Source organism: Glutamicibacter ardleyensis (genome assembly GCF_014644555.1).
Lineage (GTDB): Bacteria > Actinomycetota > Actinomycetes > Actinomycetales > Micrococcaceae > Glutamicibacter > Glutamicibacter bergerei.
Window position 1 is genome coordinate 147,204 of record NZ_BMKX01000006.1, and the last position, 22,342, is coordinate 169,545.

The 22,342-nt window shown below is 60.9% G+C and carries 22 protein-coding genes; 1 reads left to right on the forward strand and 21 read right to left on the reverse strand.

Translation table 11 applies throughout. From position 1 onward, the window contains the following. Positions 1-3: 3 nt before the first annotated feature. The 13 genes from IEX04_RS12420 to pyrR form a co-directional block, all read right to left on the reverse strand. Entirely contained in the window at positions 4-1,965 is a 1,962-nt protein-coding gene (locus IEX04_RS12420; protein ID WP_188686042.1) for a primosomal protein N' family DNA-binding protein, read from the reverse strand. An 8-nt stretch (positions 1,966-1,973) separates the two neighbouring features. Next, positions 1,974-3,179 carry a methionine adenosyltransferase gene (gene metK / locus IEX04_RS12425; RefSeq protein WP_188686043.1) on the reverse strand — a complete coding sequence of 402 codons (1,206 nt, stop codon included), beginning with the start codon at positions 3,177-3,179 and terminating at the stop codon, positions 1,974-1,976. A 77-nt stretch (positions 3,180-3,256) separates the two neighbouring features. After that, positions 3,257-4,480, reverse strand: a complete 1,224-nt coding sequence (gene coaBC / locus IEX04_RS12430) for a bifunctional phosphopantothenoylcysteine decarboxylase/phosphopantothenate--cysteine ligase CoaBC (RefSeq protein ID WP_188686158.1) — start codon at positions 4,478-4,480, stop codon at positions 3,257-3,259. Between the two features lie 81 nt (positions 4,481-4,561). Then, entirely contained in the window at positions 4,562-4,822 is a 261-nt protein-coding gene (gene rpoZ, locus IEX04_RS12435; protein ID WP_407646312.1) for a DNA-directed RNA polymerase subunit omega, read from the reverse strand. Between the two features lie 10 nt (positions 4,823-4,832). Further along, the gene (gmk, locus tag IEX04_RS12440) at positions 4,833-5,396 is read right to left on the reverse strand and encodes a guanylate kinase (protein ID WP_096257751.1); all 564 of its coding nucleotides are present in this window, start codon (positions 5,394-5,396) and stop codon (positions 4,833-4,835) included. A gap of 3 nt (positions 5,397-5,399) precedes the next feature. Then, complete coding sequence (mihF, locus tag IEX04_RS12445) at positions 5,400-5,735, reverse strand: integration host factor, actinobacterial type (RefSeq protein ID WP_096257752.1); 336 nt, start codon at positions 5,733-5,735, stop codon at positions 5,400-5,402. A gap of 134 nt (positions 5,736-5,869) precedes the next feature. After that, entirely contained in the window at positions 5,870-6,703 is an 834-nt protein-coding gene (gene pyrF, locus IEX04_RS12450; protein WP_096257753.1) for an orotidine-5'-phosphate decarboxylase, read from the reverse strand. Next, positions 6,696-9,974: a carbamoyl-phosphate synthase large subunit gene (gene carB, locus IEX04_RS12455; RefSeq protein WP_188686048.1), complete on the reverse strand. Its 3,279-nt coding sequence runs from the start codon at positions 9,972-9,974 to the stop codon at positions 6,696-6,698. Before carB ends, pyrF begins: the two co-directional genes overlap by 8 nt. Beyond that, complete coding sequence (gene carA, locus IEX04_RS12460; RefSeq protein ID WP_096257755.1) at positions 9,974-11,143, reverse strand: glutamine-hydrolyzing carbamoyl-phosphate synthase small subunit; 1,170 nt, start codon at positions 11,141-11,143, stop codon at positions 9,974-9,976. The genes carB and carA overlap by 1 nt, the downstream gene beginning before the upstream one ends. After that, entirely contained in the window at positions 11,144-11,653 is a 510-nt protein-coding gene (locus IEX04_RS12465) for a PH-like domain-containing protein (protein ID WP_188686049.1), read from the reverse strand. Continuing rightward, positions 11,646-12,947 (reverse strand): dihydroorotase, encoded by a 1,302-nt coding sequence (locus IEX04_RS12470; RefSeq protein WP_096257757.1) that lies wholly within the window; start codon positions 12,945-12,947, stop codon positions 11,646-11,648. The genes IEX04_RS12465 and IEX04_RS12470 overlap by 8 nt, the downstream gene beginning before the upstream one ends. Positions 12,948-12,957: 10 nt before the next feature. After that, positions 12,958-13,920, reverse strand: coding sequence for an aspartate carbamoyltransferase catalytic subunit (locus IEX04_RS12475; protein ID WP_188686050.1), 963 nt, complete (start codon positions 13,918-13,920; stop codon positions 12,958-12,960). Next, on the reverse strand, positions 13,917-14,486 hold the full coding sequence (pyrR, locus tag IEX04_RS12480; RefSeq protein WP_096257759.1) for a bifunctional pyr operon transcriptional regulator/uracil phosphoribosyltransferase PyrR: 570 nt from the start codon (positions 14,484-14,486) through the stop codon (positions 13,917-13,919). The genes IEX04_RS12475 and pyrR overlap by 4 nt, the downstream gene beginning before the upstream one ends. Positions 14,487-14,919: 433 nt before the next feature. Here pyrR and IEX04_RS12485 point away from each other — a divergent pair, with 433 nt between their 5' ends. Next, a complete protein-coding gene (locus IEX04_RS12485) occupies positions 14,920-15,615 on the forward strand; it encodes a class I SAM-dependent methyltransferase (RefSeq protein ID WP_188686051.1) in 696 nt (231 codons plus the stop codon). 67 nt (positions 15,616-15,682) lie between these two features. Here IEX04_RS12485 and nusB read toward each other — a convergent pair whose 3' ends face one another. The 8 genes from nusB to mltG form a co-directional block, all read right to left on the reverse strand. Next, the gene (gene nusB, locus IEX04_RS12490; RefSeq protein WP_096257760.1) at positions 15,683-16,093 is read right to left on the reverse strand and encodes a transcription antitermination factor NusB; all 411 of its coding nucleotides are present in this window, start codon (positions 16,091-16,093) and stop codon (positions 15,683-15,685) included. Beyond that, the gene (gene efp, locus IEX04_RS12495; RefSeq protein ID WP_096257761.1) at positions 16,093-16,653 is read right to left on the reverse strand and encodes an elongation factor P; all 561 of its coding nucleotides are present in this window, start codon (positions 16,651-16,653) and stop codon (positions 16,093-16,095) included. The genes nusB and efp overlap by 1 nt, the downstream gene beginning before the upstream one ends. 83 nt (positions 16,654-16,736) lie before the next feature. Beyond that, positions 16,737-17,267, reverse strand: coding sequence for a tol-pal system YbgF family protein (locus IEX04_RS12500; RefSeq protein ID WP_096257762.1), 531 nt, complete (start codon positions 17,265-17,267; stop codon positions 16,737-16,739). A 2-nt stretch (positions 17,268-17,269) separates the two neighbouring features. Then, positions 17,270-18,361, reverse strand: coding sequence for a 3-dehydroquinate synthase (aroB, locus tag IEX04_RS12505; RefSeq protein ID WP_188686052.1), 1,092 nt, complete (start codon positions 18,359-18,361; stop codon positions 17,270-17,272). Positions 18,362-18,423: 62 nt separating this feature from the next. Next, positions 18,424-18,918 (reverse strand): shikimate kinase, encoded by a 495-nt coding sequence (locus IEX04_RS12510; protein WP_096257764.1) that lies wholly within the window; start codon positions 18,916-18,918, stop codon positions 18,424-18,426. After that, positions 18,919-20,118: a chorismate synthase gene (gene aroC, locus IEX04_RS12515; protein ID WP_096257765.1), complete on the reverse strand. Its 1,200-nt coding sequence runs from the start codon at positions 20,116-20,118 to the stop codon at positions 18,919-18,921. It lies immediately after the preceding gene. Positions 20,119-20,147: 29 nt separating this feature from the next. After that, on the reverse strand, positions 20,148-20,978 hold the full coding sequence (locus IEX04_RS12520) for a shikimate dehydrogenase family protein (RefSeq protein WP_229677131.1): 831 nt from the start codon (positions 20,976-20,978) through the stop codon (positions 20,148-20,150). Next, on the reverse strand, positions 20,975-22,324 hold the full coding sequence (gene mltG / locus IEX04_RS12525) for an endolytic transglycosylase MltG (protein ID WP_188686054.1): 1,350 nt from the start codon (positions 22,322-22,324) through the stop codon (positions 20,975-20,977). Before mltG ends, IEX04_RS12520 begins: the two co-directional genes overlap by 4 nt. Between the last annotated feature and the right edge of the window lie 18 nt (positions 22,325-22,342).

Consider the following 22,342-nt stretch of genomic DNA (forward strand, 5'->3'; position numbering starts at 1 on the left):
GGGCTAAAGCACCCCGTCGGGATCCACCGCGATGTTCACTACCGGATCTTTAGCCGCGGACATCCGCGCCCGCAAAGCTCGCAGCGAGGTGGTAACTAGGTGGCCGTCGGCGTAGGAAAAGAACAGCACGTAGCGGTGTTCGATCGGCGGGCCATCAATAATCGTCGGACCGTGCACCGCCAGCTTTTCACGCAGTTGCGGTGCCATGGCAGCGATTAACCGTTCGGCCCCGGGACCGGAGACCACGGCGCTTCGTACCGCCGGAGGCAGTCCCAGTTCACGACGCTCTCCCAGTTCACGCTCGGCAAAACTTGCCGGGTCATAACGCACCAGTGCCGCGCCGGCCGGGCTCGGCGTGCCGGTCAGCACCACTACCCCATCGTGCGAGGCCAACGAGGCGGCGCTAAACCAGCGGCTGAGCACCTCCTCGGTATTACGAAGCGAGTCATGGGCCATCATTTTGTCCGCGTCCAGTAGCAGCACGGCACTGTATCCTCCGTCCACCACCGGCTCCACCCCGGGGGTTGCTACCACCAGCGCGGGTTTGCGCTCCAGCCGGCGCACCGGTTTGGCCCCGGTAGAAGAGATGACCGGCACCTTGGCAAACGCCTGACCCAACTCGTCCGCGGTACGATCCGCGCCAATGCTTGCCGCGCGGATCCGTGGCGAATTACATTCGGCACAACGGTATTCGCGATACTGTTCGCCACACCATTTGCAGGAAATATGGTGGGTTGACCCGCCAAGTTGTAACGGACCCTGACAGGCCGGGCAGCGGGCCAACGTTCGGCAGTCCTGACAGGCCAGCGCGGGCATAAAACCGGTGCGCGCCACTTGCACCAGCACCGGCCCGGTTTCCAGTGCCTTGCTTGCTTCACGCCAGGCGAGCGACGGGATCCGAGCACGGGCAAGCACCGGGTCACGTTCCATTTCAAAGTCATTGGTGGTAGCCACCACGCGCGGGGTCTGCGCGCGCAGCACCGCCCGGGGCACCTTGAGCTCCGTGGCCCATCCGGTAGCCACCAGGCGCTGGGCTTCGACCGAACGCGAAGGTGAGGCAATGAGCAGCGAGCAATCGCTATGGGTGCTGCGCAACAACGCCACCTCACGCGCATGCTGGTACGGCGCGCGCTGTTCGCGGTGGGATTGATCTGCATCTTGCCAGAGCACGATCAGCCCCAACTGCGGTATGTGGCACTGCGCGGCGGATCGGGTGCCGATGACGATCTGCACCTGCCCGCCGATGGCGCGCAGGAAATTTCGGTACCGTGGGGTCGGCCCATCGTCGGCCTGCAGCCGCGCATAACTGTCTTTACCGAAGTGCTCGTCTAAGTGTTCGGCCAGTCGAGCCAGATCACTGGCGTCGGGCACCAGCAGGAGCACGCGCTGCCCGCGGGCCAACACCGGACGGCAGGCATCAAGCAAAAATCCGGGCCACGAGCCATAAAAGTTCGGCACCCAGGTGGCTACCGCGCGCAGCGTATCCCCGTTGGCCCAGGCTTGGAGCGCCTCGGGACCCAGCTCGTAATGTTCGAGCTGATTTGGATGCTCAGGCAGCGTGGGGGCTACCTCTTGCAGTTCTTCCTTTTCGGCCTTGGCCGCGCGTGCCGGGACGGCTAGGCGTACCACATCCCAGACGGTGCCGGCATAACGCTGTGCTACTAGTTCGGCGACTTCATAAACCTCGCGGTGCAGCACCACCTTGTCGCTGACCAGTTTAGACAGTGTCTTGAGCTTGATCGGCGAGGCGTAGTCTTCAAGCACCTCGGTGATAAAGCCAGGCAGTTGTTGCGCCCCAAAAGGCACCTTCACGCGTGTGCCGGCCACCGCGGTGGACAGCATTGACTCGGGCACCTGATAGTCGAAGAGCCGGTCCAGATGTGGCAGGGAAGAATCAATCAGCACCCGAGCAACCCGCTTGATACGGGCCGGCACGGGTGCTGATATGAGGGCGTCTTGCTGCACGCTAGGTCCTAGGCGTTAAACCAGCTGCGCAGCGCATCCACGCGGTCGGTACGCTCCCAGGTGAAGTCGGTGTCGTCACGTCCGAAGTGGCCGTGCGCGGCGGTTTTACGGTAGATCGGACGCAACAAATCCAGGTCTTCGATGATGCCCAGTGGGCGCAGGTCAAAGATTTCGTTGATGGCGCGGGTGATTTTGGCCGGTTCTACGGTTTCGGTGCCGAAGGTCTCCACATACAGACCCACCGGGCGAGCCACGCCGATGGCGTAGGCAACCTGAACCTCGGCGCGGCGAGCAAGCCCCGCGGCGACCACATTCTTCGCTACCCAACGCATCGCGTAGGCGGCCGAACGGTCAACCTTGGAAGGGTCCTTGCCGGAGAACGCGCCGCCACCGTGGCGGGCGAAGCCGCCGTAGGTGTCCACGATGATTTTGCGTCCGGTGAGCCCGGCATCGCCTACCGGTCCGCCGATCACAAAAGGACCCGAAGGGTTCAGGATCACGTTGGTGGCTGAGGTGTCCAGATTGGAACGCTCAAGAATCGGGGTGACAACCTCTTCGAGCAGGTCTGCCTTCAAGGTCGCCAACTCGTATTCCGAGGCGTGCTGGCTGGAAACGACCACGGTGTCGATGGAGACCGGAGTGTCCCCGTCATAACCGATAGTGACCTGAGTCTTGCCGTCCGGACGCAGCAGCGGCATGCGTCCATTCTTGCGCACCTGGGTCAGTCGCTCGGACAGACGGTGAGCCAAGAAGATCGGGGTAGGCATCAGCGAATCGGTTTCATCCGAGGCGTAGCCAAACATCAGGCCCTGGTCGCCGGCGCCCTGCATATCGCGGGGGTCCTTGGCGGTACCTTCACGCGCTTCCAGCGAGTTGAATACGCCGTCGTGGATTTCCTGGGACTGCTGTCCGATCGAGACCGACACACCACAGCGCGCCCCGTCAAAGCCGTTGGCCGAGGAGTCGTAGCCGATGTCCAGGATGGTACTGCGCACGATCTCGGGGATCTCTACGTAGCCGTTGGTGGTCACCTCGCCGGCCACATGCACCAGTCCGGTGGTGGTCAGCGTTTCGACGGCGACCTTAGAGTTCGGGTCCTGCGCCAGCATGGCATCGAGGATCGCATCCGAGATCTGGTCGCAAATTTTGTCTGGGTGTCCCTCGGTAACGGATTCCGAGGTGAAAAGACGAAGTTCGGGGGTAGTTGAAGTCACCTTTTTACTCTATCTGGTCTGACCGACCGATTGGCTTTAGTTGCGACGTTACGTGACCAAACACCATATGGTGCGGCTCACTTTGTGACGTGCGGATGTCCGATTATTGCGCTGGCGATCTGCTCTATGACCACCCGGGCCACCTCGAGTTTGCTTCCCGTAGCCTGCACACTCGGAGCCTGCGAGGCAAACAGCACCTGAATGCTGTTGGTGTCTTGTCCAAAGGCAAGCTGCGCGCCCACCTCGTTGACCACGAGCATTTCGCAGCCCTTACGCGCCAACTTCGAGCGCCCGTAGTCCAGCACGCTGCCCTGCTCGTCACCGGTTTCGGCGGCGAACCCGACGATCAGTGAGGGCAGCGTCGCATCCTGGGCACGTGCCTGCACAATCTCGGCCAGAATGTCTGGATTGCGCACCAAGGTGATCACCGGAGCGGAGTGTTCGTCGCGCTTTTTAATCTTCGAATTTTCGATGTTTGCCGGGCGGAAGTCGGCCACCGCGGCGTTCATGATCAGCACATCGTGACCTGGAGCCTCGGCGAACACCGCCGCGCGCAGCTCTAACGCGCTCGATGCATGCACCAGACGCACCCCAGCCGGTGGGGCAACTTCGAGGTGAGTGGCCAGCAACGTCACCTCGGCGCCAGCATCACGGGCGGCCTGCGCCAGTGCCACGCCTTGGCGGCCGGAGGAACGGTTACCCAAGAAGCGCACCGGGTCCAAAGGCTCGCGAGTACCACCAGCGGTGATCAACACTCGCTGGCCGGCCAGGATCGGGGTGCTGAGCAACGGGGTAATCTGCGCAAAAATATCTTCGGGTTCTGGAAGTCGTCCCGGTCCGGAGTCTTTTCCGGTCAACCGCCCGCTAGCCGGTTCGATGATGGTCACCCCACGTGAGCGCAAGGTGGCCACGTTGGCGCGGGTGGCCTCGTGTTGCCACATTTCGGTGTGCATTGCCGGGGCCATCACTACCGGGGCCCGGGTCGCTAGCAGCGTGCCGGTCAACAAATCATCGGCGATCCCCGCCGCCGCCTTGGCCATCAGGTCCGCCGTCGCTGGCACGATCAGCACCAGGTCGGCTTGCTGACCTAAGCGCACGTGGTTCACCGATTCGACCGCGTCAAAAACGTTGGAGGTCACGCGATTGCCCGACAGGGCTTCCCAGGTGGCGTTGCCAACGAAGTTTTCGACCTTCGCAGTCGGGATGACGTCGACGTGATGCCCGGCCTCTTTGAGCAGGCGCAGCAACAACACGGACTTGTAGGCGGCGATCCCAGCCGAGACGCCCAAAACGATACGCAACACGCGAAATATCCTTTGGTGATTTATTACCTGGTGGTTAAAGAAAAAAGATGGCGCCCGATCGGGGCGCCATCTCTCATATTAGTCTTCGGTAACTTCAGCCCGAGTGACCTTGAGCAGCTGGCTGTCCAGTTCGCGCAATGCGATGGTCAGTGGCTTTTCGTTCAACTTGGTCTCAACCAATGGACCAACATACTCGAACAGGCCTTCATTTAGCTGCGCGTAGTAAGCGTTGATCTGACGTGCGCGCTTTGATGCGTTGAGCACCAGCGCGTACTTCGAGTCGTTGGTCTCAAGCAACGAGTCGATCGATGGGTTAATGATTCCCTCTAGATTGGACACAGGACTCCCTTTAGTCATTCTTCAGGCCCATAAGGGCCACAAGCTCTTCGGCGGCGCGTGAAACATCATCGTTAACGATGGTGACATCGAATTCTGATTCCGCCGCAAGTTCTAGTTTAGCGGTTTCTAGGCGACGCTGCTGCTCCTGGGCCGTTTCGGTCCCACGACCGATCAGTCGGCGCACCAATTCATCCCACGTTGGCGGGGCCAAAAAGACAAACTTTGCCTCAGGCAACGTCTCTTTAACCTGTCGTGCACCCTGCAGATCGATCTCCAGCAGGACCTTCTTGCCATTGGCCACCGCGTCGTCAACCGTGGAACGAATGGTCCCGTAGCTATTCTGCCCGTGCACCACAGCCCATTCCAACATGTCACCGCCATCGACCAGTTGATGGAACTTTTCAGGCCCGACGAAGAAGTAATGAACCCCATCCTCTTCGCCTGGCCGTGGGTCTCGGGTTGTAGCCGAGACCGAAAGCCAGACATCAGGATAGTTATCTCGGATGTAGGTGGAGACGGTGCCCTTACCTACGGCCGTGGGGCCGGCTAGAACAGTTACCGACGCAGCGGTCATTGACTACACTTTCGTTTTTGGTGGCGATTGCTTGAAGTGTTCGGTGATCGCCGTGCGCTGCTTGCGGCCTAAACCGCGCAAGCGACGCGAAGGGGAAATGCCAAGACGTTCCAGCAGGTTTGCTGCACGAACTTCGCCAACACCCGGCACCGATTCCAGAAGGTCCATGACACGCATGCGTCCCACAGCCTCGTCTTCGTATACCAAGTCTAGTACCTCCGTGATGGAGATCTTGCCGGTACTGAACTGGGCTTTAAGTTCTGCACGGCGTGTGCGAGCTGCCAATGCCTTGGCACGAGCCCGAATACGGTCTTCGTCTGAGAGTTCTCGCAGTACCATCGTTCAGCCATCCTTCATGTGTAGTGGACTAAGGCTATGAGAGTGAACATAGCGATCAAACGCGCATTTTGCAAGAGTAATCGCGTTGTGGCTACCAGAAACTGTAGTAGCCACAACGCGATTGCGCTAGTTATTTAGCCCGCGGCCAATAATTCATCACGAACTTGCGCTGCTTTCGCCCGCAAGGCGTTTACACTTGGCCCCACCTTGAGGATGTCCCGGCTGCTGGTACCCAGTACTTGTGAATAGCTACCGGCAAATGCGGCGGCGATATCACGTGCCGTGGCCCCTTGGGCACCGAGCCCAGGGGTGAGCAATGGCGCCTTCGTTGCACTCAGATCGATGCCCAGTTTCGCCGGTGCATCGCCAATGGTTGCGCCTACCACCAGACCCACGTGGCCCATATCTTCAGCGCCCGCATTTTCTGCGGTGACTTGGTCAATAATCGATTTTGCAACCGACTTTTCACCGCCAACGTGCTGCACAGAGGGCCCTTCAGGGTTCGAGGTGAGCCCCAAAACGAACACTCCACGACCGGTCTGCGCGGCCAGATCAATGGCCGGACGAAGCGACTCATAACCGAGGTACGGACTGAGCGTCACCGCGTCCGAAGCCAGCGGTGAAGCATCGTCCAACCACGCCGTGGCATAGGCCGCCATGGTCGAACCAATGTCGCCACGCTTAGCATCTGCGAGGGTTAATATTCCCGCAGATTTTGCCAAGCTGAGAGTTTCCTCCAAAACCGCAAATCCTGCGGACCCGAAGCGCTCATACAACGCGACCTGAGGCTTCAAAATTGCTGCCACACCAACCATGGCTTCCACCACGGTCAGTGAGAAAGATCGCACCCCAGCGGGGCTGTTTTCCAGCCCCCACGCTTGAAGCAACGCCGGGTGCGGGTCAATTCCCACACACAGCGGCCCGGAGGCCTCCATCGCCGCCCGAAGACGGGTTCCGAAGTTAGGCATTACGCGCACCGCGCAGGTTCTGATCGTGCACCTGCAAGCTGGTGACATCCCACTCGTACTCACGTAGCGCGTCGATGGCCTGCACGCAGGCACCAAACTCGGCGACGGTAGTGATAATTGGGGTGCCCACCGACACCGCGGCGGCGCGGATCTCGTAGCCGTCCCCGCGTGCCTCGGAGCCGGTTGGGGTGTTCAAGATCAGGCCGATCTGCCCGGCGTTGATCAGATCAACGATGGACTCGCCGCCCTCATGGACCTTGCCGACCACCTGGGTCGGGATGCCATTGCGGCGCAGTACCTCTGCGGTACCACCGGTGGACAGGATCTCAAATCCGTTGTCCGCCAGGTGCTTGACCGGGATCACGATGGAGCGCTTGTCACGGTTGGTCACCGAAACAAATACCTTGCCGCCGGTAGGCAGCGGGTTGTTCGCCGCCGCCTGGGACTTGGCGAAGGCGGTATCAAAGTACTTGTCGATACCCATGACCTCACCGGTGGAGCGCATCTCTGGGCCGAGCAGCGAGTCGACGACCTTGCCCTCCGGGGTGCGGAAGCGAGCGAAGGGAAGCACCGCTTCCTTCACCGCGATCGGCGCCGAATCTGGCAGGTGAGTGCCATCTCCGGTAGCCGGCAGGGAGCTGCCGCGCAGCTCGGCGATGGTGTGTCCCACGCCGATCAATGCCGCAACCTTGGCCAGCTGTACGCCGGTAGCCTTCGAGGTGAATGGCACGGTGCGGCTGGCGCGTGGGTTCGCTTCGATCACGTAGAGAATATCTGAGGCGAGCGCGAACTGGATGTTGATCAGACCGCGGACGCCCACACCGTCGGCGATGGCGCGCGTGGCGGCTGCCACGCGGTCACGCACGTCTGGGCCCAGGGTGATCGGAGGCAAGGTGCAGGCCGAGTCGCCGGAGTGAATGCCGGCCTCCTCGATGTGCTCCATGATGCCGCCGACGTACAGGTCGGTGCCGTCGAACAGGGCGTCCACGTCGATCTCGATGGCGTCTTCCAGGAAGCGGTCCACTAGCACCGGGTGGTCCACGGTGATTTCGGTGGCGTTGGCGATGTAGCGTTCCAGGTGCGCCTCGTCGTAGACGATCTCCATACCGCGTCCGCCCAGCACGTAGGAAGGGCGCACCAAGACCGGGTAGCCGATCGAGTCGGCGATCTTCTTCGCGTCGGCGAAGGACACCGCGGTGCCGTTCTTCGGGGCGATCAGCCCGGCGTTATCCAACACCTGCTGGAAGGCGCCACGGTGCTCGGCGAGGTCGATGGCCTCCGGGGAGGTACCCAGGATTGGCACGCCGGCTGCCTTCAACTCGGCTGCGAGCTTCAGCGGGGTCTGACCGCCAAGCTGCACGAACACCCCGAGTACTCCGCCGGTCGCTTCTTCCGCGTGGATGATTTCCAGCACGTCTTCCAAGGTCAGCGGCTCAAAGTAGAGACGATCGGAAATGTCATAGTCGGTAGACACGGTTTCCGGGTTGCAGTTGATCATCACGGTGTCGTGGCCTGCTTCTCGCAAGGCCATCACCGCGTGCACGCAGGAGTAATCAAATTCGATGCCCTGGCCGATCCGGTTTGGGCCGGAACCCAGGATGATTACCGAGGGCTTCTCGTGGGCGACAACCTCGGTCTCTTCGTCGTAGGTCGAGTACATGTACGGGGTGAACGCCTCGAACTCGGCCGCGCAGGTGTCCACGGTCTTGAAGACCGGGCGCACACCCAACGCGTGACGGATTCCGCGGATGACCGCTTCAGGCTTACCGGTCAGCGCCGCGATCTGCGCGTCGGAGAAACCGTGGCGCTTCGCTTCGCGCAAGACCTCTTCGGACAGGTCCTTATTCGCCGCAATCATTTGTGCGGTCTCGTTGATCAGGGCCAGCTGATCCAGGTACCACGGGTCGATCGCGGTGGTTTCAAAGAGCTTTTCGATGGAGACCCCGGAGAACAGCAGACGCTGCACTAGCGAGAGGCGCTCGGTGGAGCCCTTCACGATCGAGGCCAGCACCGCCTCATGCTCTTCTTCCGGAATCGGCTCGAAGGAAAGCTCCGAGCCCTTCTGCTCGAGCGAACGCAACGCCTTCTGCAGGGCCTCGGTGAAGTTGCGGCCCAGCGCCATCGCCTCGCCCACGGACTTCATGGTGGTGGTCAGCGTCTTATCGGCTGCCGGGAACTTCTCGAAGGCAAAGCGTGGGACCTTGACGACCACATAGTCCAGCGCCGGTTCGAAGGAGGCCGGGGTCTTCTGCGTGATGTCGTTTGGAATCTCGTCCAGGGTGTAACCCAGCGAGAGCTTGGTGGCGATCTTCGCGATCGCAAAGCCGGTGGCCTTGGAGGCCAGCGCCGAGGAACGCGAGACGCGTGGGTTCATCTCGATGACAACCACTCGTCCGGTGTCCGGTTCGATCGCGAACTGAATGTTACAGCCGCCGGTGTCCACGCCCACCTCGCGGATGACCGCGATGGAGATGTCACGCAGGTTCTGGTATTCGCGGTCGGTCAGCGTCATCGCCGGGGCGACGGTGATCGAGTCGCCGGTGTGCACGCCGACCGGGTCGAAGTTTTCGATCGAACACACGACGACGACGTTGTCGTTCTTGTCGCGCATCATTTCCAGCTCGTATTCCTTCCACCCCAGGATGGACTCCTCCAGGAGCACCTCGGTGGTCGGCGAGTACTGCAGGCCCGCTCCGGCGATACGGCGCAGATCCTCGGCGTCATAAGCCATGCCCGAGCCAAGTCCACCCATGGTGAACGAAGGGCGCACTACCACCGGGTAGTTCAGAATCTCGACGGCGGCAAAAGCCTCCTCCAGCGTGTGCACGATCTGTGACTTCGCCGATTCGGCGCCACAGCGCTCCACGACGCCCTTGAACTTCTCGCGGTCCTCGCCCAGCTCGATGGCCTCGATATTCGCGCCGATCAGCTCGACGTTGTACTTTTCAAGCACGCCTGCCTTGTCCAGTGCGATGGCGGTGTTCAGTGCGGTCTGCCCGCCCAGGGTCGGCAGGATCGCGTCGGGGCGTTCCTTGGCGATGATCTTCTCCACGACCTCCGGGGTGATCGGCTCGATGTAGGTGGCATCGGCGAATTCCGGGTCGGTCATGATGGTGGCCGGGTTGGAATTCACCAGGATGACCCGCAGGCCCTCCTCCTTGAGCACCCGCAGTGCCTGGGTGCCGGAGTAATCAAATTCGGCCGCCTGGCCGATGACGATCGGGCCCGAACCGATGACGAGTACTGAGGTGAGATCGGTGCGCTTAGGCATTACTTGCTGTCCTTATCTGCGGCGGAATCCATCGCGGAAACGAAACGGTCAAAGAGGTAGGCGGCATCGTGGGGACCCGATGCTGCCTCCGGGTGGTACTGCACGGAGAAGGCCGGGATGTCCAGGCAGGACAGGCCCTCCACCACGTGGTCGTTCAGCGAGAAGTGCGAGACTTCCACCTTGCCGAAGCGTTCCACCGGTGCGGTGACGGCGCCTTCAAGCGGTGCGTCGACGGCGAAGCCGTGGTTCTGGCTGGTGATCTCCACCCGGCCGGTGGACTTGTCCATGACCGGCTGGTTGATTCCACGGTGTCCGAAGCGCAGCTTGTAGGTGTCAAAACCCAGTGCGCGGCCTAGGATCTGGTTGCCGAAGCAGATGCCGAAGTATGGCATGCCGGCGTCGAGTACCTCGCGAACCAGTTCCACCTGTGCGGTAGCTGCCGCCGGGTCACCGGGGCCGTTGGAGAAGAACACTCCGGTGGCGCCGGTGGCCTTAATTTCTTCCAGTGTCGCGTTGTACGGCAAAACGTGTACGCGCAGGCCACGCTCGGCCAGACGGTGCGGGGTCATCGACTTCATGCCCAGGTCCACGGCGGCCACGGTGTGCAGTGGTGCGCCACTAAATCCGTGATCGGCCGGTTCCACGGTATACGCGGTAGCTACCGAAACCTCGGCGGAGATGTTCCGTCCGGCCATGGCTGGCTGCGCCTTGACGGCGGCGATCAGTTCGGTCTCGGGCTGTGCGGCGGCCTCACCGGAGAAGATGCCGGACTTCATTGCCCCGGCGTCGCGCAGGTGACGGGTCAGCGCGCGGGTATCCACGTTGCGGATACCGACGATGCCGTATTCGACCAGGTCTTCATCCAAGGTGCGTTCGCTGCGCCAGTTGCTGGGGCGTCGGGCCGCGTCGCGCACCACATAGCCGGCCGGCCACATCCGAGTGGACTCCGGGTCTTCGCTGTTCACGCCGGTGTTTCCCACGTGTGGGAAGGTCTGCACGACGATCTGGTGCGCGTAGGAAGGGTCGGTCAATGTTTCCTGGTACCCGGTCATTCCGGTGGTGAACACTGCTTCGCCAAGGCTTGTGCCTACGGCGCCGTAGCTACGTCCACGGAAGATGCGGCCATCTTCGAGTACCAACACTGCTGGTAGGTTGCTCAGGGAATTCACTTAGTTTGTCTCCTGCTCGGCCGCGTCGGCTTGGTGCGACGCCAGCAACTGATAAATCTTTGCGGTGTCCTCGTGGTAGCGAGGACGGAATCCGGTATCGAAGGTGAAATCATCCTTCGTCCAGGTGATCACGATCAGCCCGTCACGTTCGACGAACTTGCCGACCATGCCGGCGGACCGGGCCACCTTCACAAACGCGTTCCACGGAATGTGCAGGTCGGTGGTGCCCGGACGGAGCAGATGCACCCCGCCGCTACCCAGTTCCAAGGTGGCGTTCGAACGCACTCCGAGCTGATGGACGGCGATCCGATCCAACCAGTCTTCATACCGGGTGGTGGCCACGTACATGCCGGTGAACTGGTGTTCAGGCTCATCGTCGAACCCGGCATAAGGCGCCGGAATGCCCGACTGTCGTCGTTTCATATTGCGCCAGCCGATCAGGATCAGCGCACAAAAAAGTACCACGATCCCGATGGTGACCAGCACGCTGGTGAGCTCCCCGCTAGTCATTAGCCACCCGCGGGGTAGCCAGCGCACCGTCGAGCACGGTGGGGTGACCGTGGAAGAAGGTGGCGCGCACCGCACCTGGCAGCTCCATCCCGGCAAACGGTGAGTTGCGCCCCTTGGTGGCCATCGTGAACGGGTCCACGATCCAGCGTGCCGCCGGGTCCACTAAGGTCAGGTTGGCCGGTTCACCTACGGCGATCGGGCGGCCCTGATCTGCTAGGCTGCCGATCTTCGCCGGGGTGAACGAGGTAATCCGCGCCACGTCGGCCCAGGAAAGCAGCCCGGTCTGAACCAGCGTGTGCTGCACGATGGACAGCGCGGTTTCCAACCCGGTCATGCCCATGGCCGCGACACCCCATTCGCAGTCCTTCGCTTCGCTCGGGTGCGGGGCGTGGTCGGTGCCGATCACGTCGATGGTGCCATCGGCGACGCCCGCGCGCAGCGCCAGCACATCTTCTTCGCGGCGCAGCGGCGGGTTGACCTTGTACACCGGATCAAAGGTTTTCACCTTTTCGTCGGTCAGCAACAGGTGGTGTGGGGTGACCTCGGCGGTGACGGCGATGCCGCGCGCCTTGGCCCAGCGGATAATCTCCACCGATCCGGCGGTTGACACGTGGCACACGTGCAAGCGTGCGCCGACATGTTCTGCCAGCAGCACGTCGCGGGCGATGATCGATTCTTCGGCGACTGCCGGCCAGCCGGTCATGCCGAGCACCGCGGACACCTCGCCCTCGTTCATTTGGGCGCCCTCGGTGAGCCGTGGTTCTTGGGCGTGCTGGGCGATCACCCCGTCGAAGGCCTTCACATATTCCAGCGCACGGCGCATCAGCAGCGGATCGGAGACACAGATCCCGTCATCTGAGAACATCCGCACTTTCGCGCGGGAATCTGCCATCGCGCCGATTTCGGAGAGCTGCTGCCCGCCCAGTCCTACGGTCACCGCACCGACCGGGCGAACATCCACCCAGCCAGCCTTGCGGCCCAGCTCGTAAACCTGCTCGACGACGCCGGCGTTATCTGCCACCGGGGTGGAATTGGCCATCGCGTGCACCGCGGTGTAACCGCCGCGAGCCGCGGCCTGGGAACCGGTTTCCACGGTTTCGGCATCTTCACGGCCCGGTTCGCGCAGGTGCGTATGCGGGTCAACGAGCCCCGGCAGCAATACCAGCCCGGCGGCTTCGATCACCGTAGCCTCGGCGTCGCTGAGCTCGCCGAGCTGTGCGATCTTGCCGTCAATGATTAGCACGTCGGTAGCTTGACCGCCGAGAACGGCGGCCTGTCGAATCAAATACTTCATCTTAGGTTCCTTAGATCAGGTCGCCGGAAAGCAGCATGTAGAGGCTTGCCATGCGGACCGCAACGCCGTTGGTGACCTGTTCCAGGACCATCGACGCTGGCGAATCGGCGGCAGCCGAGGATATTTCAAGACCGCGGTTCATCGGGCCAGGGTGCAAGATCAGCGTGTCGTGCCCCTTGGCTTCAAGCGCTTTGAGCCGGGTGTCATCCAGCCCCCAGTAGCGCGAGTATTCGCGTGGGTTCGGGAAGAACGCTGCCCGCATGCGCTCGCCTTGCACACGCAGCATCATCACCGCATCCACCCCGGATTCGATCACCGCGTCCAGCGAGTAACTAATTTTGCACGGCCAAGCGCTCGCGCCGACCGGCAGCAGCGTCGGCGGGGCGACCATGGTCACCGATGCGCCGAGCGTGTTCAGCAGCCACAAATTTGAGCGGGCCACCCGGCTGTGCAGGATGTCACCGACGATCGCGATCTTCAGCCCGTCCAGTCCCCGGCCTAGCGGAGAGACGCCCTCGCGCAGCGCCAGCTGGCGGCGCAGCGTAAACGCGTCGAGCAACGCCTGGGTGGGGTGTTCGTGGGTACCATCCCCGGCGTTGACGATCGGCAGTCCGATCCAGTCGGTGGCCGCCAGGCGTGCCGGAGCCCCGGAGTCAGGGTGGCGGATCACTACCGCGTCCGCGCCGATGGCCAGCAGCGTCTGTGCGGTGTCCTTCAACGATTCGCCCTTGGACACGCTGGAGCCCTTGGCCGAAAAGTTGATCACATCCGCGCTCAAGCGCTTGGCGGCAGCTTCGAAGGAGATGCGGGTGCGGGTGGAGTCCTCAAAAAACAGGTTCACCACGGTGCGTCCGCGTAACGCCGGAAGCTTTTTGACCTGCCGGGTGCCGGTTTCGCGCATTTCTTCGGCGATGTCCAGGATCGCGATGGCTTCTTCGCGGCTCAAGTCCGCGGTGGATAGCAGGTGTTTCATGCGCTGGCCTCGATGATGACTTCGTTGCTTCCGTCGATTTCGGCCAGGTGCACGCGCACCTTTTCGCTTTTTGCTGTGGGCAGGTTTTTGCCTACGTGGTCCGCACGAATCGGCAACTCGCGGTGCCCGCGGTCAATGAGCACAGCCAGTCGCACAATGCGCGGCCGTCCCCAGTCCGAGAGCGCGTCCAGCGCGGCGCGAATGGTGCGTCCGGAATAAAGTACATCGTCCACCAGTACGACGACCTTGCCGTCGATGCCACCGGCAGGCAGGCGCGTAGGCGCCGGGGTGCGGGTGGTGGAGTGACGCAGATCGTCACGGTACATGGTGATGTCCAGCTGTCCGACCAGCGACGCGGGGTCCAGCTGGTTCGGCGTCGAAGCGGCGATGCGTTGTGCTAGGCGTTGGGCCAGCGGATAACCGCGGCTCGGAATGCCTAGCAGCACCAGATCTTCGGTGCCCTTGTTGGCTTCGATAATTTCGAAGGCCACACGGGTCAGTACACGTTCGATGTCTTCGCCGGTCAAAACCGTGCGAGCCACATCGTGCTGTGAATTTTCATTCATCGGTGTGCACCTCTCCCTTCTCCGCCTCACGGGACGGGATTTAAAGGAATATTGCTAGTTCAAATTATCACGATCCGGCCATCATTCCCTAGCGGAAACCTATGCATACCCGTGAATGACCTATGACTTCTTTCACAGTGTGATCCGCGCGCTCTCACGATCCCCCGCAAAGTGCGCTAATTCGCGCTCTTTGTCACGCTCGATGACCATCTACCTGTCGCTTTGAGCACACTGGCAGGGGTAAGCAGGTACGCCATAGTGTGATGTAGCTCCTCAAGGTTTCCCGCTCACGCCGGACACACACTCACGTAACAAAACCAGAACTACGTGAGAACTACCAGCTGACCGGCAAGATTTTCGAAGCTCACGCACCGGCATGGCTGTTAGCCTCGGAGAATCAGCGACCTGCGAGGAAATGGATCGGTTTGCCCACATGAGTCAAGACACCAACTACGACACCTTCGCCGAGGCGTATAACGCCGAAAATGAAACCAGCCTGCTCAACGCCTACTATGAGCGCCCGGCGATGCTCAAGCTCGCCGGGCAAGTGCGAGGTAAAACGATTCTTGATGTCGGCTGCGGCGGCGGGGTGCTCAGCGAAGAATTGCTCCGACGTGGGGCCACGGTCCACGGGTTCGATGCCAGTCAAGCCATGCTCGATATCGCCCGACGCAGGCTCGGCGCGCAGGCCCAGCTGAAGTGCGCGGACCTAAGCGAGCCTCTGCCCTACGCCGAGAATAGTTTTGACGATGCCTGCGCCTCCTTGGTCTTGCACTATCTGCAAGACTGGAGCGCTCCACTGGCCGAGCTGCGGCGTGTGCTCAAACCTGGCGGACGCTTGCTAATCTCGGTGAACCACCCATTGCTGTACCCGCTGACTCATCAGGGTGTCCAGTACTTTAAGACCACCAGGTACACCGATGAGCTCGAATTTGACGGTCAGCAAGGCAGCCTGACCTACTGGCACCGTCCGCTGCATGCAATGTCCGACGCCTTTGCGAGGGCCGGATTCAGCATCGAGCTGATCAGCGAGCCGCCCTACTCCAAGGACGCACCGGATGAACTGGTTCCGGAGAATTTAAAGGACCGTGAAGCCTTTGTGAGTTTCATCTTCTTCGTGCTGCGTTAAGCGTATTTAAATACCGAGAGCCGGAACCCAGCAGGTTCCGGCTCTCGGTAGATTATGAAGTCGAGGATTAGTCGATCAGGGTGTCCTTGACGCTCTGAATGCGTCCGAGCACACCGTTGACGAATTCCGGAGATTCGTCGGTGGATAGTTCACGTACGTTCACGACCGCTTCGGCCACGGCAACCGCGTCCGGAACGTCGTCGTTGTACAGGATTTCCCAGACACCGATGCGCAGCGCCATGCGGTCAACGCCCGGCATACGCTCGATGGTCCAGCCCTTAACGTAGCTTTCAAGCACCTCGTCGATGCGGTCCAGGTGGGCCATAACGCCCTCAAGGATTGTCAGCGAGTACTCGTTAAGCACGATGTCAGAATTGTCGCGGCGGCCGATCGCTACACTAAGCGCATCAACGTCGCGGGCCTCGGCTTCAAAAAGAAACTCAAGTGCACGACGTCGCGCCTTAGCGCGGGCCCTCACTAGGAGACACGTCCCAGGTAATCGCCGGTGCGGGTATCAACCTTCACCTTGGTGTTCTGCTCAACAAACAATGGAACCTGGATTTCCAGACCGGTCTCCAGGGTTGCGTTTTTGGTACCAGCCGACGAGCGGTCGCCCTGCAGGCCCGGCTCGGTGTAGGTGATTTCCAGAACGACGGATGCTGGCAGTTCCAGGTACAGTGGGCTGCCGTCGTACATTGCGATGGTCAGCTCCTGGTTCTCCAGCAGGTAGCCTGCTGCGTCTCCCACGGTGACTCCGGAAACGGTGATCTGGTCGTAGTCTTCCAGGTTCATGAAGACGTAGTCTTCGCCATCCTGGTAGAGGTACTGGTAATCGCGGCGGTCAACGGTGGCCAGCTCAATTTTGGTGCCGGCGTTGTAGGTCTTATCCAAGACCTTTCCGGACATCACGTTGCGCATCTTGGTACGGACGAAAGCGCCGCCCTTGCCTGGCTTAACGTGCTGGAAGTCGATGATGGTAAAAAGCTGGCCGTCAATCTTGATGACCTGACCATTTTTGATGTCAGTTGTATCCGCCACGGGTCCTCAATCCTCTATTTTTTGCCGGCATACACCGGCATTATCAAAAATCCATTTATCACTATAGCAAACTGCGCTAATGACTAATTTTGTGCACGTTCCTCGGCCAGTCGTAAACAACCGGCCGACGCGTTGAGCAAATGCTGCGAAGAACCCATCTGCTGGCGCTGCTCCAATGCGGTGCGGAACCGGGTTACCGCTGCCTTGTAGTCACCCTTTGCGAAGAATGACATGCCCAGGTGGTGCTGCATCAGCGGCTCGTAGTAGGTGCCCGAAAATTCATCCACCAGCTTGCGCAAGCGGTTGATAGCGCGATCGAAATCACCTTGCAAGCGGGTCAGCTCGGTGTCCAACACGCGTAAGTGCGCATTGGTTGGGTCTTCAAAACGTGATTCGGCAATCAGATTACCGGCCAGCGCGAGCTCGCCACGAGCCATGTGGATCACCACTTGGTCGGTAGGCGTGCCGTTGGCCATCGAACGATCGGCGGCCTGTTCATCGTTGATGAAGGGACGCAGAGTGTTCGGGTCAATCAATACTCCGTCGATGGAGGTGCCCACGCCTTCGTGGTTTACCGATGCGACGTCAATGGCGTATGCGGTGAATTCGCTCATGCTTACTCTCCGATTTCCTGGTAGGCGGCGAATAACAGCGAGTTATCCGGCACCTCGTAAATACGTGGTTTGCCGATGGCGTCGAGCACTACAAAACGTAGTTGATCACCACGGGTCTTCTTATCGCGCTTCATGCCGTCTAGCAGCGCCATCCACTTGTCGTTGCGGTAGCTGGTCGGCAAGCCCAAGGACTTCAGGATGCTGAAGTGCCGTTCGGTGACCGCGTCGGGGGTGTGCCCCACCGAACGGCCCAGCTCTGCGGCGAAGCACAGCCCGATGGACACTGCCGCGCCGTGGCGGATGTTGTAACGCTCGGACAATTCGATCGCGTGGGCCAGGGTGTGGCCATAGTTCAGGAACTCGCGGTCCCCCGCTTCCTTCAGGTCGCGTGAAACCACCTCGACCTTCACCGCGATGGTGCGTTCGATAATTTCGCGTAACCGGTCGCTGTCGGCGCGGATCGCATCTTCGGGATCTTCTTCGATCAGTTCCAAGATGCGCTCATCGGCGATGAACCCGCACTTCACTGCTTCGGCGAGGCCGGTAACCAGTTCGTGCTTAGGCAGCGTGGCTAGCGCATCAAGATCCGCCAGCACACCCGCCGGCGGGTGGAAGGAACCGACGAGGTTTTTACCCTCGGCGGTGTTGATACCGGTTTTGCCGCCCACGGCGGCGTCGACCATACCCAACAGCGAGGTTGGCACGTGGATCACCTTCACTCCACGCAGCCAGGTGGCGGCCACAAAGCCTGCAAGGTCGGTGACCGCTCCGCCGCCCACGGCGACAATTGCGTCGCTGCGGGTGAAGTCGTTCTTGCCCAGTACTTCCCAACAGAAGGAGGCAACTTGAATGTGCTTGCCCTCTTCGGCATCGGGAATTTCAGCGGTCAGCGAGGTAAGCCCGGCTTTTTCCAGGTCGTCGCGAACGACGTCACTGGTAGCGCGCAGGGCGCGAGGATGGATGACCAGAACCTTCTTAACTGCCGGACCCAAAAGTTCGGGCAATTCTCCCAGTAAGCCGTTACCGACCATGACCGGATATGACTCCGCTGGGGTGGTTCCGGTGACCTGAAGTGTGGTTGGTGCGAGTGGCATCCTTGACGTTCCTCCTGATGGTGCTGATCTATCCAGCGTACGCGGGAGCGCTGTAGGTTTTGCTATCTCGTGGCGTGAATCACATGCGACTCGATCGCCTCAACGAGCTGCGCGAGACTCAAATTATCAACCTGTAAGGTCAGATCAGCAAGGTTTTCGTAAATTTCTTGGCGGGTCTCGTAGAGCCGGGACCAGGTGGTGAGGGTTTGGTCACCAGCGAGCAGTGGGCGGTGCGTATCCCCCGCGAGGCGACGCTTAGCGGTCTCTAAAGTCATCGCTAAGTAGATGACCGTGCCGCCGCGTAACACTTGTTGATTCTCTTCGCGCAATACCGCGCCTCCACCGGTGGCGATCACCCCGGCACGTAATTGCGCCAGAGCCGCCACCTCAAGGTCACGGAAGTAGGCCTCATCGTGCTCGGCAAAAATCTGTGCGATCGACCCATGCTGGGCGACAATATGCACGTCGGAATCGGCAAAACTAGTGCCCAAGGCCTTAGCCAGCGACCTGCCCACGGTGGACTTGCCGCTGGCCATCGGACCAATCAGGTAAATCATTTAGACCCCGGTCGAGCCCAGCGAGGCAGGAATATTCGCCAGGTAGCTGTCGATATTGCGCTTAGTTTCATTCAGCGAGTCGCCGCCGAACTTTTCTAGCAACGACTGCGCCAGTACCAGTGCGACCATCGCCTCGGCGACCACTCCGGCGGCCGGAACCGCACAGACGTCCGAACGCTGATGGTGCGCGGTGGTTTCTTCACCGGTGGCGGTGTCGATGGTGGCTAGCGCGCGGGGCACTGTGGCGATCGGCTTCATGGCGGCGCGTACACGCAGTACCTCGCCGATGCTCATGCCGCCTTCGATGCCGCCGGCACGATTGGTTTCACGCTTGATTCCGCCGGATTCGGCGGGGATAATTGCATCGTGCGCGGCCGAACCGCGTCGCGCTGCGGTAAGGAAACCGTCGCCGACCTCAACACCCTTGATGGCCTGAATACCCATCAGGGCTCCGGCCAGACGCGAGTCTAAGCGGCGATCCCAGTGCACGTAGGAGCCGATGCCCGGAGGCAGGTTGTAGGCGAGCACCTCAACCACACCGCCGAGGGTCTCCCCTGCCTTATGCGCGTCATCGACCTCAAGAACCATTGCCGCGCTGGTTTCGCCATGGAAGCAACGCAGTGGATCGGCGTCCAGTGCGTCCACGTCGGCCAAGGTTGGCAGCGGCGCATCAACCGGAGCGGCGACCGCACCAATAGCGGTGGTGTGTGAAACAAGTTCGATGCCAAGGCCGGCCAGGAAGGCTTGGGCTACCGAGCCGAGGGCGACGCGGGCAGCGGTCTCTCGCGCGCTAGCACGCTCGAGGACCGGACGTGCATCGTCGAACCCGTACTTTTGCATTCCGGTGAAATCGGCATGGCCCGGACGTGGCCGGGTTAATGGGGCGTTACGCGCCATCGAGGCCAGTTCGTCGAGGTCTACCGGGTCCGCGTTCATCACGCGCTCCCACTTGGGCCATTCGGTATTCCCGATTTCAATGGCGATCGGGCCGCCCTGGGTTTTGCCATGGCGCACGCCACCGAGGAAGCTGACCTGATCCTTTTCAAATTTCATTCGCGCGCCTCGGCCGTAGCCAAGACGTCGCCGAGCGAGCGCATCGCGCACCACTTCACTGTCCACCGAGACTCCGGCGGGTAGACCTTCAAGAATTCCAACGAGTGCCGGGCCGTGTGATTCGCCCGCCGTCAACCAACGCAACATGGATTCTATTTTGCCATGACGTGGCTTCTTTAACCGCGTCGATGAAGCCCAAGTGAGTGATACATCGCATTTGTGACGCGTTCACGGGTTAGCTCATCAAAGGGTAAAGCGCTGAAATAACGGGCTTGTTCCACCGCTTGATGCACCAGCATATGAAGCCCGGAAATCACCGTTCCAGCCCAGTTCTGCGCCAGCTCGCTGGGCCAAGGGTCATAAGCGACGTCCAGCAGGATGCCTCGCCCGGCGCCTAATGGCGCCACCCAACTGTCCGCCGCACGCGGCGGCAAGGTGCTGATGACCAGTGGATCGGCGATAATTCCGAGCTCGTCAAACGAATTAACTTCGACGAGCTCAACGCGCATTCCAAGCTCTTGGGCCAAGGAGATGGCGAGGCTAGCGCGGGCCGGGTCACGGACCACAAGTTTCAGCTCGGTAGTGCCCAGTTCGGCGGCCGCCTCAATAGCTGCCAGCGCGGTATTTCCCGCGCCAAGTATGGTGGCCTGGCTACTGTGCCGCACGCCCGCGTCGGCCAAGGCCAACACGATCCCATCAACATCCGTATTTTCTCCGTAGAGTCTTCCATCGCGGCATACCACAATGGTGTTCAACGCACCGAGCCGGGCCACGCGGTCCGACACCTCGTCCATCAGTGGCACGAAGACATCTTTGAGCGGCATCGTCACCGAACAGCCGGCCCACTGGTTGGCACGCAGCTGTTGCGCGAATTCTCCAGCGTCGGCGGGAGTCAGCTCGATCGCCTCGTAGTTAATGTCTGCGCCGAGCAACGCATAGGCGGCCCGGTGCAGGATCGGCGATTTGGAATGGCTAATCGGCTGGCCGAGCACCGCCGCTCGCATCATTTGCATACCTCAGGGTTTGCGTCGCACCAGGCGCTGAACTTTGCGTGGTTCACCTGATGTTCCGCATAGGTGGAGGCAAATTTCGTCTCACCGGTTTGGGTGTTCACGGTGACCCAATAGTAGAAGCCGTTATCCTGTGGGTTCACCGCGGCGTTGATCGCCGAGGTGGCCGGGGATCCGATCGGAGTCGGCGGCAGGCCGGTGTGTACGTAGGTGTTGTACTTGTTGCTAGCGTCCTTCTTCTCCGCTTTGGTGAACTGCAGCGAATAGCGGTTCAGCCCATAAATCACGGTGGAGTCGGTCTGCAGCAGCCCATGAGTTTCGTTATTATTTGGGTCCAGCCGGTTCTGGATGGCTCCGGAAACGACCTCGTAATCCTTCGGGGTGGCTTCGGCCTGCAAAATGGAGGCGATCTTTAGCGCCTGATAGCCTTCGCTCAGGTCACTGACGCCGGCATCGGTCAACGCTTTTTTGGTGGAGTCAACCATGGTTGTCAGTACCTCGTCGGCCTTGGTGTCCAACGGGAAGCGGTATTCTCCGGGGTGCAGCCAGCCTTCAAGGTTTGTTGATTCGCTGGGTAGCCCGAATTTTTCTGGCTGATCAGCCAGTTTACGAAGGGTTTCAAGCTTCAGGCCCGAACCCTTGGCAATCTCTTCCAACGTAGCGCTCAGGCGCATATTTGCCTTCAGCCCGACGTAAAAGACCTTATCCGGTCGCTTGTCGATCAGCTCGTCCGCGGCTGCCGCGGCGGACATCTGCGTCTTGAGCAGGTAGGTGCCGGGGTGGATGAGTTTGCTTTTGGCATCCGAATTGTCGATGGCCGACATGAACAGCTTGTCACTGGCCACGACGTCTAGGTCATCAAGCTTGCGCGAAATGAGGGCCGGACCCCAGCCGTCTTCCACGGTGAATTCCACCGCTTGGCCGCCAGGACCCGGGTAATCATCGGGGTTAAACTGCTTGTACAGCGAGCGAATGAAGTAGAAAGATCCGGCGACAACCACGGCAAAGATCAGGAAAGTTGCCAGCATCACCAAGTTACGGCGGCGTTTGCTACGCTTTTTGCGCGCCTTGCCACCGTGGCCGGCCGAGCCGGCACGCAACGCCTGTTGTGTGCCGGGCTCGTCGTGGTACTCGGGTTCGGGCTGCGAGAAATCCTGTGCGACCGGCGCGGATTCCGGTGCAGAGTGCTCTGGCGCGCCAGCGTCGGCGTCAAGATACACTCCTCCGCCGGTCAGTTCCGGGCTCGAAGCCTCGGGTAAAACCGAGCGTTGCCCGGCAGCAAAACGTGCGTAAAGCTCGGAGTGGGTTTCACGCTGCCGTTTGCGGCGGGCTTCATCTCGCATTAATTCTCCCAAGTGGTT